16 protein-coding genes are annotated in these 16,088 nt (G+C 59.1%); all 16 read right to left on the bottom strand.

Going from position 1 to position 16,088, the window contains the following annotated elements; genetic code table 11:
- Positions 1-168 precede the first annotated feature (168 nt).
- A complete protein-coding gene (locus tag NXC24_RS03435; protein ID WP_104822025.1) occupies positions 169-588 on the bottom strand; it encodes a hypothetical protein in 420 nt (139 codons plus the stop codon).
- 18 nt (positions 589-606) lie between these two features.
- Positions 607-1,359, bottom strand: a complete 753-nt coding sequence (gene fliR / locus NXC24_RS03430) for a flagellar biosynthetic protein FliR (protein ID WP_104822024.1) — start codon at positions 1,357-1,359, stop codon at positions 607-609.
- Positions 1,356-3,443: a flagellar biosynthesis protein FlhA gene (gene flhA / locus NXC24_RS03425; RefSeq protein WP_104822023.1), complete on the bottom strand. Its 2,088-nt coding sequence runs from the start codon at positions 3,441-3,443 to the stop codon at positions 1,356-1,358. Before flhA ends, fliR begins: the two co-directional genes overlap by 4 nt.
- 218 nt (positions 3,444-3,661) lie before the next feature.
- Positions 3,662-3,928 (bottom strand): flagellar biosynthesis protein FliQ, encoded by a 267-nt coding sequence (fliQ, locus tag NXC24_RS03420; protein ID WP_104822022.1) that lies wholly within the window; start codon positions 3,926-3,928, stop codon positions 3,662-3,664.
- Positions 3,929-3,956: 28 nt separating this feature from the next.
- Entirely contained in the window at positions 3,957-4,454 is a 498-nt protein-coding gene (gene flgD / locus NXC24_RS03415; RefSeq protein WP_104822021.1) for a flagellar hook assembly protein FlgD, read from the bottom strand.
- Positions 4,445-4,894 (bottom strand): flagellar biosynthesis repressor FlbT, encoded by a 450-nt coding sequence (flbT, locus tag NXC24_RS03410; RefSeq protein WP_104822020.1) that lies wholly within the window; start codon positions 4,892-4,894, stop codon positions 4,445-4,447. Before flbT ends, flgD begins: the two co-directional genes overlap by 10 nt.
- On the bottom strand, positions 4,891-5,238 hold the full coding sequence (gene flaF, locus NXC24_RS03405) for a flagellar biosynthesis regulator FlaF (RefSeq protein ID WP_104822019.1): 348 nt from the start codon (positions 5,236-5,238) through the stop codon (positions 4,891-4,893). The genes flbT and flaF overlap by 4 nt, the downstream gene beginning before the upstream one ends.
- 37 nt (positions 5,239-5,275) lie before the next feature.
- A complete protein-coding gene (locus NXC24_RS03400) occupies positions 5,276-6,334 on the bottom strand; it encodes a flagellar hook-associated family protein (protein ID WP_104822018.1) in 1,059 nt (352 codons plus the stop codon).
- 3 nt (positions 6,335-6,337) lie between these two features.
- Positions 6,338-7,813: a flagellar hook-associated protein FlgK gene (gene flgK, locus NXC24_RS03395; RefSeq protein WP_104822017.1), complete on the bottom strand. Its 1,476-nt coding sequence runs from the start codon at positions 7,811-7,813 to the stop codon at positions 6,338-6,340.
- 27 nt (positions 7,814-7,840) lie between these two features.
- Positions 7,841-9,121 carry a flagellar hook protein FlgE gene (locus tag NXC24_RS03390; protein ID WP_104822016.1) on the bottom strand — a complete coding sequence of 427 codons (1,281 nt, stop codon included), beginning with the start codon at positions 9,119-9,121 and terminating at the stop codon, positions 7,841-7,843.
- A 287-nt stretch (positions 9,122-9,408) separates the two neighbouring features.
- Positions 9,409-10,080: a winged helix-turn-helix domain-containing protein gene (locus tag NXC24_RS03385; protein ID WP_104822015.1), complete on the bottom strand. Its 672-nt coding sequence runs from the start codon at positions 10,078-10,080 to the stop codon at positions 9,409-9,411.
- 280 nt (positions 10,081-10,360) lie between these two features.
- Positions 10,361-10,987: a transglycosylase SLT domain-containing protein gene (locus NXC24_RS03380; protein WP_245463924.1), complete on the bottom strand. Its 627-nt coding sequence runs from the start codon at positions 10,985-10,987 to the stop codon at positions 10,361-10,363.
- Positions 10,896-12,563: a flagellar hook-length control protein FliK gene (locus NXC24_RS03375; protein ID WP_104822014.1), complete on the bottom strand. Its 1,668-nt coding sequence runs from the start codon at positions 12,561-12,563 to the stop codon at positions 10,896-10,898. Before NXC24_RS03375 ends, NXC24_RS03380 begins: the two co-directional genes overlap by 92 nt.
- A gap of 2 nt (positions 12,564-12,565) precedes the next feature.
- Positions 12,566-13,870: a chemotaxis protein MotC gene (motC, locus tag NXC24_RS03370; protein ID WP_104822013.1), complete on the bottom strand. Its 1,305-nt coding sequence runs from the start codon at positions 13,868-13,870 to the stop codon at positions 12,566-12,568.
- A 3-nt stretch (positions 13,871-13,873) separates the two neighbouring features.
- Positions 13,874-15,376: a MotB family protein gene (locus NXC24_RS03365; protein ID WP_104822012.1), complete on the bottom strand. Its 1,503-nt coding sequence runs from the start codon at positions 15,374-15,376 to the stop codon at positions 13,874-13,876.
- Positions 15,373-16,011, bottom strand: a complete 639-nt coding sequence (locus tag NXC24_RS03360) for a hypothetical protein (protein WP_104822011.1) — start codon at positions 16,009-16,011, stop codon at positions 15,373-15,375. The genes NXC24_RS03365 and NXC24_RS03360 overlap by 4 nt, the downstream gene beginning before the upstream one ends.
- Positions 16,012-16,088: the final 77 nt, after the last annotated feature.

Genomic DNA, 16,088 nt, shown 5'->3' with positions numbered 1-16,088 from the left:
AGAGCATGATCCCGCGACGCGTGAAGCAGCCATCGAGCAAGGTCATGCCGAATCGAGCGGTTAGAGCGTCGTGCATTCATTTGAACGCATGAAAATCGTTCTAATCTTTTGAATCCGGAGCAAGGCGGCGATTCGGGGATATGCCGTCTTGTTCTGAGATCACGAGGATTATGGTTTTTGAACCTTGCTGGAGGCTGGCGTTGCGCCCGCGAAGCGCTGATCGATGATATCGTAGACGGCATTATCGTCCGCCTCGCGCATTTCCAGTTCGCGGGCATCCTTCATATGCTCTTCCAACCGCTCCGCCTTGGTGCGCTCTTGCAGAACTTTCGTCTCGATCAGCTTTTGGATGCCGTCAAGTTGCTGATCCTTGAGCGTCAGGCGGGCATAGCGCCCGGCATAGTGCACCGAAAATGCCATATGTATCGGATCGGCCGAGCTGATCGCGTCGATCAGTTTTTCCATCGACTGGCTGACCTCGTTGCGCTGGCGGGTGGTATCCGCAAGCTCGTTTTCCGCTATCCGCTCGAGATGGCGCTGTACGGCGACGAGGCGCTTCAATTTTTCGGACCGGCTTTTTTCCGCCATCGCTTCCGCCTTACGCCGCTAATGCCCGTTGAAGACGCTCAGGAAGGCGCCGGAGAACTGACTGACGATCGCCGCGATACTGAGATAGAGCATGAACAACCCGCCCATCAGCAGATAGGGCGTGGAGATAAAATAGATCGGGATCTGCGGCGCCAGCTTATTGATGAAGCCGATCGACATCTGGAACATCAGACCATAGAGCAGGAAGGGGCTCGCCAGCCGGAGCATGATGAAAAAGGTGGCCTCCAGCGTATCGGCCACCGATACCAGCGAAGCGCGCGCATCGATATGGCCGCCGAAGGGAACGACCGAATAGGAATCGACCAGCGCCTGCAGGACGTGGTGGTGAAAATCCATAATGAACAGCATCATCAGTCCGCAGAAGCTGATCAGGCTGGTGAGCGACGTCTCGTTCGATTCTTCGATGATGTCCATGCCGCCGGGCGCATTGAAGCCGATGAGCATCGATATGGCCGTGCCGGCGAATTGCAGCCCGAGCGTATAGAGCCGCGCCATCATGCCGTACATAAGGCCGATCACCGTTTCGGTGAAGATCAGGCCGATATAGGTGGCGCCGCCTTTGGACACTTCCGGATAGATCGTGTTCCAAAGCAGCGGCAGGATTGCCATCGACAAGGCGGCCGCAAGCAGGATCCGAACCTGTTGCGGCACGCGGCCCGACGAAAACCCCGGTAGCACCATGATGCAGCCGCCAATGCGGCAGAAGGCGAGAAACAACGCCAGAATGGTGCCCTGGGGGTCTGTTATCATGAAATGGAACCTAGAATCTTGATCTCGATCCCCTTGGCCAATTCCACATGCGACAAGACCGGCAGAGTCGCGAACAGGCGTTCGATGATCATGCGCACATAGGAGCGCGTTTCCGGCGATGTGACAAGCACGAAGGGCAAGCCGCGGTCCATGTATTCACGGATAACTTTGCCTGCCTGCTCGCTGAATTCTTCCAGATTGCGCGGATCGATGTCGAACTCGACGATCTCGCCCTTCTGGTCGCGCTTCAGCGCCTGATGGAAGATAAGATCCCACTTGCTGCCGAGGCGGAGAACACGCAGCACGCCATTGTCGGCAAGGTCGCCGCAGAGCTGCTGCGCCATGCGCACGCGCACATGCTCGACGATCTGCTCCGTCTTGCGCACATGCGGCGCAAGTTCCGCAACGGCTTCGAGAATGAGGTGCAGGTTGCGGATCGAGACACGTTCGGCAAGCAGCAGCTTGAGGACCGCCTGCAGGCCGGAATAGGACATATGTGACGAGCAGATCTCGTCGGCGAGCTTCTTGTATTCCGGATCGAGGCGCTCGATCAGGATCTTTACGTCCTTGTAGGAGAGAAGTGCCGGCAGGTTGTTGCGAATGACTTCGCTCATATGCGTCAGCACGACGGAGACATTGTCGATCGGCTGGAAGCCTTCGCGCTTCAAATCCTCGGTGAAGGCTTCGAGGACCGAGACAGCGGGCATACCGAAGGCTGGTTCGCGAATCTCGTCGCCCGGAACGGTCGGCTTGCGGCCCGAACCCGTGACGACGAGCACTTCGCCGACACGCAACATGTTGGAGGCGACCGTCGTGCCGTGAATGCGGATCTGATAGGACTTGTCGGCAATGGCGATGTCGTCCGTCACCTTGATTTCCGGCACGACGAAACCGTATTGCGTCGCGAATTTCTTGCGCATCTTGCCGACACGGAAAGCCAATTCCTGATGCGCGCCGAGCAGGCGGGTGGAGACGATCTTGCCGAGCGCCAATTCGATTTCCGAGGTCGTCAGAACCGACTTGACCGAATCCTTCTCCATTTCCTTCGACTGCATCACCTTCTTTTCCTCCGCATCGCGGCGAAGCTTGTTTTCGGCTTCGGCCTGCCGCGGGATGAACCAGGCGCCGCCTGCCATCAGGCCGCCGAGAATGAGGAAGGGAACGAAGGGCATGCCCGGCATGACGGCCAGGATGCCCATCAGGATCGCGGCAACGGCGAGCGCGCGCGGATAGCCGCTCAACTGATTGATAACGGCCTGGTCGGTGGAGCCGGCGGTGCCGCCGCGCGAAACGAGAAGACCGGCGGCGAGCGAGACGATGAGCGCCGGCATCTGCGACACCAGACCGTCGCCGACCGAAAGCTTGACGAAGACGTCAGCCGCCTGGCCGATCTGCATGCCATGGCGGAAATAGCCGATAATGATGCCGCCGAAGATGTTGATGCAGGTGATGAGCAGGCCGGCGACGGCATCGCCGCGCACGAATTTCGAGGCACCGTCCATGGCACCGAAGAAGGAGCTTTCCTCTTCCAGCTCGCGGCGGCGGCGCTGCGCTTCTTTTTCGTCGATCAGGCCGGCCGACAGGTCGGCGTCGATCGCCATCTGCTTGCCGGGGATGGCATCGAGGGTGAAACGCGCGCCGACTTCGGCGATACGCGTCGCGCCCTTGGTGATGACGATGAAGTTGATGGTGATCAGGATCATGAAGACGATCAGACCGATGACGAAGTCGCCGGACATCACCAGGCTGGAGAAACCGGCGATCACGCCGCCGGCCGCATCATGTCCCTCATAGCCGTGCGAAAGAATGACGCGCGTCGTCGCAATGTTCAACGACAAACGCGTCATGGTCGCGATCAGCAGGATGGTCGGGAAGGATGAGAATTCCAGCGGCTTCTTGATCCACAGCGCCACCATCAGAATCAGCACCGAGAGCGCGATCGAGAAGGCCAGGCCCATATCGATGAGGAATGGCGGGATCGGCAGGAAGAGCACGCACAGGATGACCATGATACCGAGGGCGAACCCGATATCACGCATGCTGGGATTGGCTTTGGGAAGTGCTATTGCGGGTGGTTGCGCCATCGACCGGTTCCGTCTCTTCATGAGAGGGGGCAAACGGCTGACCCGTTTGCCCTATTCGGTCAGATCATTAAAAGGCGAAGCTTGCGCGAGAATGGCCTCTGGCCGACGCCACCGTCCTAAAGCGCATCGCAATCTCTGGGATCAGCTCTTTGCGCTTTAGCTCTTAACTTGCACATGTCGTGATCGCAAAACCGCTGCGCAGTTTTGCGCGTCATGTTTTAGAATCCCGACTGAATTCGGGAAAAGACGAGGTTGGTGAAGATCGAGATCTGCGAGCCGACGAAGGGGGCCGTGATGCCGACCGTCACCATGACGGCGACGATCTTCGGCACGAAGGTCAACGTGGCCTCCTGCACCTGGGTCAGCGCCTGGATCAAGGCGATGACGAGGCCGACGATCATGGCCGCAAGAACTGCCGGGCCCGCGGAAACGAGCACCGTCCAGATCGCCGCCTGGAAGATATCCAATGCATCGGCTTCATTCATATCTTCATCCCTTAGTTCAGCCGGCTCCTCATGAGCTGCTGGTCGAGTCGGTACTGTCAGACGAATCGGTCGTAGTATCGCTCGTTGACGTCGTCGTATCAATCGTCGTGCCTGCCGGCGCGACTGTGACGCCCGCCTGCAGAAGCACTTTGTCGCCGTCTTCGGTTTCGGCAATGATACCGTCCGAATAGACGGTTACTTCCTTGATCGTGCCGGTGACCGTGCCGTCGGCACTCATGATCTCCTTGCCGATATAATCCGACGCATTCGAAATCCATTGATTCTGCAGCACTGTTTCCAAGTGCGAGTTCGTCTGGATCTGCTGTTCGACCTGGGAGAAGCTGGCGAGCTGCGAAATCTGCTCGCTGGCATCCATGGGGTCGGTCGGATCCTGCGTCTTCATCTGCGCGATGAGGAGCTGCAAGAAGTCATTGTAGTTCACCGTAGCGCTTGCCGAGGCTGTCGCCGCGTTACTCGAACTGCTGCTGGTCGAAGACGTGGTGCTGGTGACTGCATCTACCGCCACGGCGCGATCTCCCGGCGAATATGCTCGATCGTCGCGGCCGGCATTTCCTGGTTGTGAAGAATGTTGTCTTCGACCGGGTAAAGCCCGCGGATCGCCTTGAGCGCGTCGAAGGCACGGCCGGTGGCCACGAGCCCATCGATCCGCTTCAGCTCGGCCAGCACTTCCTCATTGCGGAAGCAGGAGAGCAGCATCACGATCGACTTGCGGAACATCGCCGTCGATTGTTCCTTGCCTTCCGGATTGATGAGGATCATCTGCGCGATGAAATAGAGCTGGCGCAGCGGTGTCGTCGCATCTTCCGGCTGGAGAACGTGGTTCTCGAGCAAGAAGGTCACATCATTCAGGAATTCCAGGGCGACCTTGCGGTCAACACGCAGCACGGCCCCGTTGATAAAAATTCTTTCCCCGGCTTTAAGCGATATGCGAAGCGTACTTTTCATTTAAGTCCATCCCTGATGATGGTGGTGACATCGATGATGCCTTGATAATTTTCCGACTGGCGCCTACGGATCCGGTCGCATTCCTTCAAAATCCAGATTGCGATGGAGATAAGATTGGCGCGCAGTTCGACGTTAAGCTGGTTCTCCGGACTTTTTAGATCCTCGATAAAGCTGATCCAGACACGTCTTGTGTAGAACAGTGCCTCGATCGCTTCGCGGCCGTACTTCCCCTTGTCACGGGCCGCAGAGAGAAGAGCTACCGACCGGTCCAGAACTTGACGTTCTCGCTCCTTGGCGTCGGCCACTGCATCCTGCATGACTTCCGCATATGAGAACTGATACATTCATGCATCCTTCTTGGTCATTACATGCCTTTGATCATCAAAGGTAATTTACAAGGCTCAGCTGCTGTATCTTGGAGACGATAGTATATGCCGTCTCAAGCTGAGTTTCGAGGCTGTTGACCTTGGTCGAAGCCTCATAAGGGTCGACTCCGGTAAGGTCGCCGATATTAGTGTTAATGATATCCTTCTGTGCGTTCAGCGATGTGTTCGCATCTGAGAGACGCGATTGCGACAGACCGAGCTGGCTCGACTGGTCGTTGATTCCATCGATCGCCTGACGCGTATAGCTGGTTGCCTGGTCGTTGACCGCATTCAACGCGTCCTGGTTCAAGCCCAAACTCGAATCCATCAACGAGTTGACGACGGTGGTTGCGAGCGCCAGGTAGCGCATGCCGGGTTCATTGGCGTTGGTCGAGGAATCGATCACTTCTGAGTTGCTGATGCGGCTCGACATGTTCTGATCCGAAGCGGCCGACCAGCTTGCCCAATTGTCCGGCGCAGAAGCAGAGTCCGACGTGAACATCGGCTCGACCTCAGTGGTGATGAAATCCGTCATCTGGTCGCCGGTCAGATCTTCGACGGTCGTGCCGTTGTCGCTGGCATATTGCGCCAGCGCCGTCTGGATAGAGGTCGTCGCATCGGCGGTGTAGTCGGTCATCGGCTGCACGTCGGTATTGGTGCCGGCGAAGAGATACTCGCCGTTGACCATGGTATTGGCATCGGAAATGAAGCTCGAAAGCGTCGCACTCGCCGTCTGCTGCGTCAGCGATACGCTGCTTCCATCGGTGTTGCCACGCAGCGCCACCAACTGATCCATCAGCTTCTGAGACTGAGACGACATGTCGCTCAGAGCCGTCTGTGACGACGACATGCGCTGATCGGCGATCGAATTGCTGCTGAGCAGGGAATCGATGCGTGTGACTTCCCGCGTGAGATTGACGCTAAGTGCAGTATTGCTCCCCAGCGCGACGCCGATATCCGCATAGACGCCGGTCGTCGCTTCGGTCGAAGCATCCGTCATCTCATTTTGCGACTGACGGATCGTCTGACGCATAGCGTTCTGAATGGCTGCGCTTGAAATGAAGGAAAGTTTCATGGCTTAGCTCGCAATATCCAGTACCGATTGAAGCATCTCGTTCACGGCGTTCAATATCTTCGTTCCCGCCTTGTAGGATTGCTCGATGTCCATCATCAGCGTCAGCTCTTCGTCGAGATTGACCCCGGTCTCGTTCGAATAGACTTCGGATGAACGCGACAGCGCCGCGGAGGTATTTTCCGCCGCCGTATTTGCCGAGCTGCGCTGGTCTTCCAGCCAGCCGATGGAATCGGACGCGTAATCCATGATGCTGGCCGTCGTGTCGGAGCCTGCCTCGGGATCGAAGTCCATCTTCGTGTCCATGCCGGTGACGTAGGAGTCGAGCAGATCGGAATAGCCGCTGTCGCCGCTGGAATTGACGACATAGTCGGAGCCGTTGATGCCGCCATCGCGCAGAAGGGTCGGATCGCCGCCTTCTGAGGTAATCAGCGCCGGATTGACCGCGATCGTACCGGCCATGCCGGCGACAGCGGTGGTATCGGTCTCCACGGTACCGCCGCTCCAGGTGAAAAGGCCTGGCAACGCATCCTGAGTGGAGTCAGACTGGTTCTTCTCCGAAAACATCGACACGAGGCCGCGTGCGATTTCGTCGAGCTGCTTCTGATAGGTCGGAGCAACGTCGTCACGAACTTGGAGCGCCGCCTGAAGGCTGCCCTGCGCCGTCGTGTCCGCGCCCTCGCCGGGATCGACCGCTACGCCGTCGATGTAAACACTGTTGCCGACGGTGCCATCGGTATAGGAATTCGTTGGCGTGAAGGTGACCTGACGCGGTATCGTCTCGAACAGCGTCGTGCCGCCGCTGGTATAGAGCGCCATGTCGCCGTTCGATCGTGTGACCGTGGTGACGCCGACGATCTGGGAAATCTGTTTCAGGACCGCATCGCGCTGATCCGTCGCATCCGACAGCGCAGAGGACGTCGGACCGGCGGTCGCAGTCGCGGTCTTGACCGCATCGTTCGCCTGCTCGAACTGCGTCAGCAGGCTGTTCAGCGAGTCGACATCCGAGCTGATTTCCTTGTCGGCATCGGTACGAATTCCGTTGACGGCCGTGGTGGCGTTGTTCAGGGAGTTTGCGAGATCCTGGGCAGCGTTGACGGCCGATTGCGCGGCGGTGGTGCTGGCCGGCGAACCGGCATAGGTCTGCATTGCCGTTTGCAGGGCGGCAAGATAGGTAGACGGCGCGATCTCGTTGTCGTTGCCGCCGATCGTTCCGGACTGGATATCCTCATAACCCTTCAGCAGGCGCTGCTGAGCAGCATCGTCAGACGTGCTGCCCAGGAAAGCCTTTTGCAAGGATGGCTCATCGGCGCGGGCGATCTTTACGACCTGCGCGCCACTCATGTCCGTCGTCAACATCGCCTGGCGGCGGGTGTAATCCGCGTTGCCGGCATTGGCGATATTGTTCGATACGACACTGCTCTGCGTGCCGGTATTGTTGAATATCGCTTGCGCGTTATTGAGTGCTGTTGTGAGGGACATGGCTGGCTCGCTACCCTATCGTACTTATTAACGTTGCAGGTTGACCAGAACGTCCAGAAGGTCGGAACCGGCTTGGAACACCTTGGAGTTCGCGGTGTAGCTTTTCTGCGCCTCGATCATGTTCGTCAGTTCGGTCGCAAGGTCGACGTTGGATTCTTCCAGCGCGCCGGACTGAATGTAGCCAAAGCCGCCGGTCTGCGGGAAACCGGTCACCGTAACGCCGGACTCACCGTTGGCCGAATAGACGTTGCCGCTCTCGAGCGTCAGATTGTCGGGGCTTGCCACCGTGGCGAGCGGGATACGATAGAGGGCCTTGGTGGAGCTGTCCTTATAGACTGCGTTGACCGTGCCGTCCTTGCTGATCGTGACGCTCGTCACCGGGTTCGGAGCCTGGCCGTTCATGCTACCCGTCGCGTTGAAGTCAGTGGCGACCTGGGTGAAGCCCGTCATATCCATCGCGATGGTTTGCGTCGTCGATCCGCTGGTGAAGCTGAGATCGAACGTTCCGCCTGACGTCAAAGCGCCGGTATCGTCAAAATCAAGCTCCGTGCTGCCAACCGGATCGCTGCTATAAAGAGCACCGCCCGACGTCGGATCAGAAACCAGGTCTGCTTGATTGTAGACCGTGACATCCCACGTGTTGTCGGCGGTCTTGGTATAGTAGACGTCGAAGGTGGTAGCGTTGCCTTGGCTGTCATAACCGGTGATCGAAACCTTGTTCGTGTCGTCGGTTACCGGATACGTATTTTCGGACGGCAGATAGCCGGTGGTGCTGCTGGTCGCGATGTCGGCATTGGAATCGAGGTTGCCTTCCATCTCGCCAGTCGTCGTGGCGACGGCGGTCACGCCATTCTCGCTGACATTGATCGGCTCCAGGCCGCTGAAGCCGTTGACGACCACAGAAGCCGTTCCGGAGGAGCTGTAGGGATAGCCCATCAGCGTAAAGCCGGCGGAATTGACGAGGTTGCCCGAGGAGTCCGCCGAAAAGTCGCCGGAGCGGCTCAGAAACGTCTGTCCGGACGAGCTCTGGACGACGAAGAAGCCGTTGCCTTGGATTGCGAGGTCTGTGCTCGAGGTCGTGTAGGATATGTTGCCCTGCTGCGAGATCGCGCGGTGCACCGACGTCTGGACGCCGCCGGAACTGTAGCTGCCGGCCGAGGAAGGCAGGACGAGGGAGGAAAAGCTCGTCGATGCTTCTTTGTAGCCGGTGGTGCTGGAGTTGGCGATGTTGTCAGAAACAGTACCCAAACGGTTTGCCTGGGCGTTCATCCCTGAAACCGCGGTTTTCATGCTGCCGAAAATGCTCATCTGGAATCCTCGTTTTCCTCGTAAGGCTGAGAGTATGGGGCGGGCCTTGCGTGAAGCTGTCTGAAAAGAGGAAAAGCCGGTCATCATGAAGCAGCTTTTCGGAGATTGCTGCGACGCGTCATTAGGAGCGCTCGACGGTCGCAGTAAAGGTAAGAGTTGGCGCACCTTCGCATTCGAACACCGCGATCGATGTTCGGGGCCCGCGTATAATCCTGGGAATTTGAAAGAAATTTTGGGAGGGAATTACACGCGGGCCAGCGTTGCTACGCCAAGTCCCGGTCGAAGCATCAATTCCAATCGATGCAGTAGCCAAGGAAGCGCTTGGAATCGACGGGATCGAAACCGAGCTTCTTGCGCAACTTCTTGCGCAGCTTGGAAATATGGCTTTCGACGACGTTCTCTTCGACTTCCTCGTCGAAGATGCCGTAGATCGCGTTGAAGATCTGCGTCTTGGTCACGCGGCGGCCACGGTTGGAAATCAAATATTCCAGAATGCGACGTTCGCGCCGCGGCAGGGCGAAGACATCGCCGTTAATCTCCGGGTCACGACCGTCGGCGAAGACGCGAATCGGGCCGATGTCGGTGTAGCTGGTGATCGCCTTCAGCCTCCGGCGGATCGCAGCCGCACGGGCCAGGATTTCGCGCGGATGCACCGGCTTACGGACAACGTCATCGACGCCGCAGTCGAAGAGCGCCAGCGTCGATTCCAACGAGGGCTGATCGCTGACGGCGATGACGGGAGCTACCGACCGGTCGCGAATTGCCCGCGGCAATTCGTGCACATGCTGTCCCTGTCCGATCAGAAACGCCTCGACGGCGGCAATATCGCCGTCCGCAGCGGTCGTGACCCATTCGCCGAATTCCCGGGGATCGAACCCCGTTGACGGGATGCCCTCGCGCCCAAAGAGAGAAGTATAACCATCCTTAACGAGCTCTCGCTCATCAACCACTACGATCATTCGTCCGCCTCCGAATCAGTGTGGTGTTTCGATGGACTATGGGTACGAATCGGGCGAATCACGAACAACTGTCGGAAATGAGTGACGGAAATTAATAATTGATTAAGAATTGGGGGCCGATTTGCACTAGATGTAGTGGGTACCCTTGGTTTTACACCGATAAAAAATTGGTTAGTTAGTATATTACGAATATACGTAGTTCATGGCATCTTCGTGTTGTCAACCGTGCCAAATAGGTTAGCGACCGCCTACGAAGAGCCAAATACAACTTTTGGTTAATTCAGTTCTGACAGAAGGTCGCCGCGTTCGGCGTCCATTTTCCATATCCGGTGGCGACCAGATTGGCGATGACACGGCAAACATAGACCTTTTGGGCGGGGTCGTTGTTCGGGCCGGCATGGTATCTAGCTACCGCCATCGTCCAGGTCTCATGCCTGTCATGGAGGTCGCGGAGGAACTTGGCAGCGTATTCGACATTGCGATGGGGGTCGAACATATCGGCAACGGAGGCGAAGTTTTCGCCGTGAAAATACTGGTTGATCTGCATGCAGCCGATGTCGATCAGCTTCGCTCCGCTCTGTTTGGCCGCAACGAAGGTCTGCAAGGCGGCGCCTTCCGAAGGCGGGAAGATCGGCTTGCCTTCGACATTGAGGGCGTAGGGATACAGCGAGCCTTTGCGTCCGGTCTCCGTCAAACCGACCGAATAGAGGATGCCTTCCGGTATGCCGAATTTCGCCGCTGCCGACTGGATTTCGCGCTCGCACAGGCCGGCTGCGCCGTTATCGGGCGGCGCGCCGTTCGCGGTGGCAAGGGCGTCAGAGGTAAACGTCGCCAGAGCGTAAACGCTGAGCACTGCCAGCAGTGCCGTCTTCCAAGCCGCGTTCGCCCGTGCTGCGATTACCATCATTGCCATTTGCCTGCTGCCCCGAATAGCTCTGCCCCTTTGGTCGTGCGTCCCCACCCTGCCCCTGATTCAATAGGGATTGCTGGGACTGTCCCTGGGAGCCGGATTGCCTGCCGCTATCCGATTGTTGATCCGCGTTCGAGGCCAGGGTCACGGTGATATTGTCGACCTGATATCCTTGGGCGCGCAACGCATCGACCATGTGGCTCTGATCGGCATGGAGCTGCCGATAGGCCTCGCTGGTCTGCACCTTGAGATCGACACTCAATTGATCGCCGGAAAGCCGCATGGTGGCGGTGACCTGGCCGAGATCGTTGGGATGCAGTTGGATCTTGAGCGTATTGACGACCTTGCCGGTGCTCGTCCAACTCGCCGCGTTGGAGAGCGCCGAGCTGGGCTGCATCGCACTCGACCATTCTCCATCTCCAGCGAGAGCGCCGGTGACGAGCGTCGCGTTAGAATTGGCCGCAAGACCGAGGTAGCGGCGGGAATCGAGCACCGTAACGGTCTCCGCATTGCTGCTGCCCGATGATGCCTTTACGTCGACCTGCGCCGCATCGTCGCTGCCGGTTTTGCTGATCGACATGTCGAGCGAGCCGCCGCGTCCATCGGCACGCACCAGCCTGAACGTCTGCGCCGTGATCGTGGCGTCGCTGCTTGTCCCAGAAACTGCCGATCCGGTATCCGTGGCATCCGCCGACGCATCTTTCAGCGTCACATCGGCAATTTTCGGCAAAGGCTGATCCGGCTCCGTCTGCGTCTTTGTGTCGGCGCCGGCAAACACATTCGTTGCGCTCTGCGGCGCAGCCGCAACCGCGTTGGCCGCCTGCGGCACGTTCAAAAGCGATAGCGCATCCGACGCTGCGCCGCTGGTCTGGGTGGTTTGCGTCGCCGAAGACTTACTGTCGTCATCCGCTGACGTCGTCTTACCCGTCTTCCCCGGCGCTTGCGTCTTGCCGTCGCCATTGCCAGCGCCTTGTACCGGCTGATTGCCCGCGATCGCGTCCGCCAGTTGCTGCGCGATGTCGTCGAGCTGATCCGAGGTCTGCGCCTGAGCCTGATCTAGAACCTGGGCCGCATCCGTCTTGCCGGCCGGATCAGTCGCCTGAGCCTGATCGGCAGATGCGCCATCTACCTGGGCCGACTTCTGAAGATCCATCAGCGATTTTGAAAGATTTGCCGCGTCCGCTCCTTGCGGGAACTTGGCACCGCCGGGCTGCTTGGAGCCTTTGGCAAGCTCAGCGAGGGCGGCAATATTGGCGACGGACGGATCGATCATGCCGGCTCCGGCGTTGCTGCCATCATCCACGACCGGAGCGGTTGCCGTCGGATCGCCAGCCGACGTTTTCGCCGGATCCGCATTCGCATTTGCGTCGGTATCGATATCGGTCGCCGTATCAGCGGTGTCCGTATCGTCGTTCGCGGCCGTGTCAGATCTTCGCCCGTTGCCGCGCGAACTGGTCAATGCATCCAGAAACCCTTTGCCGTCACCATCATCCTGCTTGGCCGAACGCCCGCCTTTGGCAACAGCAACCAGATCGGCCCCGGGCGGGGCACTGGCAATACCGATATCCATCATGATCAATGACTTTCCTGCTTCAACAGGCCGTCGATGGCGTCAAGCTTCGAGCGGCTCGTCGTGACGAATGCTTTAAATGAAGAGTCGGCCTCCTGCCTTCCTTCATCCGGGGCGTGAGCCGCCTTTGCCGGGGCTCCCTCCTCAACACCCGCCGTGCCAGGGGACTGGGCCCCAGGTTGGTTCGTCACAGCAGCATCGTGTTCAGTACTTTCTTGATTAGGCAGATTAGGCGGTGAGACTTGCGTCAGGCTTGTCGGCTCCGGCTCACGCAGAATTTCGTCCGCCACCGCCTTGGCGGCATCGCGCAGAGCGCGATCCTGCGCGTTCAATTCGCCGGCTGGCATCTGGTCTATGTTGCGCACTGCCGCCCCTAAATCGGGTGTCGACACGCCGGCAACACCGCCATAGAAGCCCGCCAGCGCGCCGAACGCATCGCCGCCGTCGTTGGAGATCGCCTGGGCGCGACCGGACGCGAGCGCGGCGAGATCGGCCTTGCCGGCGATCGCGGCGCGGCGCGCCATTCGCAGATAGATTTCCCGCTGCCTCGGCGGGTCCATGAACGCGAGGATATCGATAATATCCTGCTGCTTGACGTCGGTGTCATGATCGACGACGAGCTGCACGAAGAGGTTGGCGAACTGGCTGGCATAGGGCGAGTGCAGGAAGCGCCTCGTATACCGCTGCGCATAATCCAGACCCTCCCGCACCATCCCGGTGTCGGCGCACAGCGCAAGGGAGCGGCGCAGCGCCGATTCCTCGACGATAGTGCCTGGCGACGTCAGGCGCGCCCAGTCATAAAACTTCAGCGCCGCCTTCGGGTTTTTGGCGGACATGACGTTGGCGGCAACGAGCGAAAGATAGGGGCCGATCTTCTTGTCGCGATATTCCCTGGCAATATCGGCGAGCGTGTTGACCACCAGCAGCCCTTTGCCGTTCAGATATTTCCTCAAGACGTCGGCGACGCGATTGTCGAAATTGCCGTTGAGGTCGCGCGACATCAGATATTCCAGCGTCGCGGGATTGCCGCCGCTCATCGCGTAGATCAGCGCGGCATCGACATTGCGGCTGTCGTCGAAAGCGGACTTATCGGCGGTACGCAGGCGCTCGTCGATGGTCGAGAGCATGAAACGCTGCATCTCGCCGGCCGAACTATCGCCTGCCACCACGGAGTCCTGAATGAATTCGAGCGAACGCAGCATCTTGTAGGGCGGCAGGCTGTCCGGACCCTCCGCACCAGCGATCCCCGGCATGACCATGCCGAGGGTCAGAGCAAGCGCGACGCGATGACGATGCTGAATGCGCGCCATGGACTATCCCTGTTTGCCTTGGCTCGGCTTGCCCTGGCCCTGTTTACCCTGATTTTGCTTGCCTTGGCTCGGCTTGACCGGAACCGGCTTGACCGGATCCTGATTGCTGCCGTCGGTCTGGTTCTTGGCGGCCTGGCTTGAAGCGCCCTGGATCAGGATCTCGATGCGGCGGTTGGCGTCGTTGAAGGGATCGTCAGGCAGCTTCAGCCGGCGGTCGGCAAAGCCCGAAACCTGCGCAATCCGCTTCTCGTCCAGCCCGCCATTGATGAGCATGTAGTAGGCGCTCTGGGCGCGGTCGAGCGACAGGCGCCAATTGTCGTTGTGGCCATCGACCATATAGGGACGCCCGTCGGTATGGCCGCGGATCAGGATAGACCCTTTCCGATCCCCAAGGATCTTGCCGATCTTTGCCATCGCCAGCACCATCTCCTGGCGCGGAACGGCCGAGCCGATGTTGAACATCGGGTCATTGGTCTGATCGGAAATCGTCACGAGGAGACCACCCTCTGCCGGCATGACCTGAAGACCTTCAGCGAGCTGACCGGCAACGCCGCCGATCTGCTTCTGGATCGCGTCCTGCAGGTCCTTGGCGTCCTGCTGCTGATCTTTCGTCGGCGCGACGTCCTTGTTCTGCGCCGCCGCCGTATTGTCTTCGGATGTCGAAACATCGCTTTGCTCGGCGGCAGCGGCGCTTGCGGTCTGCTGGTTCGGCGTCTGCTTTGCAGCCTGCTTGTTCTGCTGGTCCTTGATCTGCTGATCCGTCGACGCCTGCGGATCGCTCAGGGTCGGCTGGTCCTCCGGATTCTGCGGCTGGGTGGCCGGCTGACCGGTATCGGCGGCGGTCGCCTTGGAAAGGGCAATGACTTCGCCCTTCGGCGATTTGTCGGATTTTGCGTCCTGTTCTTCGTTCGCCTTCTTCGAGGCGCTGGAGACTTGAACCTGCTTGGTCCAGAAATCCGGATCGAAGGGATCGCGATAGGCCTGGCCGCCATCCGCACCGGTGGCGGGACCCGACTGGGCAGCACCCCCCTCACCCTTGGCGCTGACATTGGCCTGCTGACCGACCTGCTGAGCGATCTCGGCAAGGACCGAATAGGGATTTTCAAAGAAATCCGCTTCGGAATAATTCGTTTGATCGCCCGATGTCGAGGTCTGGTCCTCGCCGGTCTTGGCGGACTTGCCGTCGTTCGGATTGTCTTCCTTGTTCTTCGACTTCGCCTGGTTCTTTTGCCCGTCCGCCTTGTCGACGGGTTTCTTCAGCCCCTTCTCGGTTGGCTTTTCGTCGGCGAGCTTGATCGGATTGAAATAGGAGGCGACGGAGGCCTTCGTCTCTTCGTTTGCGGCGTTCACCAGCCACATCACCAGAAAGAAGGCCATCATCGCCGTCATGAAGTCGGCATAGGCGATCTTCCATGCGCCGCCATGGCCGCCTTCATGGTCACCGCCGCCATGCCGCTTGACGATGATGATCTCGTGTTTGCCCTGATTTTGATCGCCGTCGCTCATTTCAGAATCTCTTTCAGGCTAGCGGCCCAGGCAGACATGCGGGTTACGAGCACGCTCTCCCCGATCGTTACGGTGAGATCGACATCGCGAGCCTCGACGTGGCGCAACAAGACGCCGTTTTGGCCGATACTGGCATGCAGGGCCTCGAAGAGATGACGGGGGCCACTGACCGTAATGGGACCTGCCGCGCCATCGAGAATGGCTGCCGTCACCCGTTCGGCGAGATCGGCGACGGCCCTGGCCGTCAGCGCTTCCGTCATGATCGGCGCAAGTGCGACGGCAGCTTCCGCGCTGATCGCCTGTCCGAGCATCGTGGCGACTTTTTTCAATCCGTTGACGATCTTCTCCGCCGCGCGCTCCTCATATCGGGCACGCAAGGCATCCATCTCGCCTCGGTGTGTTTCGGCGATAGTCTCCAGCTCGGCCTGATGCTTTTGCGTCAATTCCTGCGTTGCGGCTTCGTGCCCCTCTGCATAGGCTTCGCGGCGTTCCGCCTCGATATCGATCGGCACCACCACCGGAGTTTCTGGAAAGTCCAAAGTCTCTTCGAACGGCATATCCGGTATGCCGGCGGACGGAGGCGGAGGCGGCTCGGCGCTGAAATCCTTGAGGTAGCGGGATAGCGTCGGGCTCATGCTGACATCCTCCCGTTTTCATCCGCAGAAGACCGCGAGCTGATTTCCCGACAGGTCCCTTGAATTCCCATGCTCAA

The sequence above is a fragment of the Rhizobium sp. NXC24 genome (assembly GCF_002944315.1).
Lineage (GTDB): Bacteria > Pseudomonadota > Alphaproteobacteria > Rhizobiales > Rhizobiaceae > Rhizobium.
Note: the sequence above shows the minus strand (reverse complement) of the source record. Positions and strands in the feature narration are given on the sequence as shown.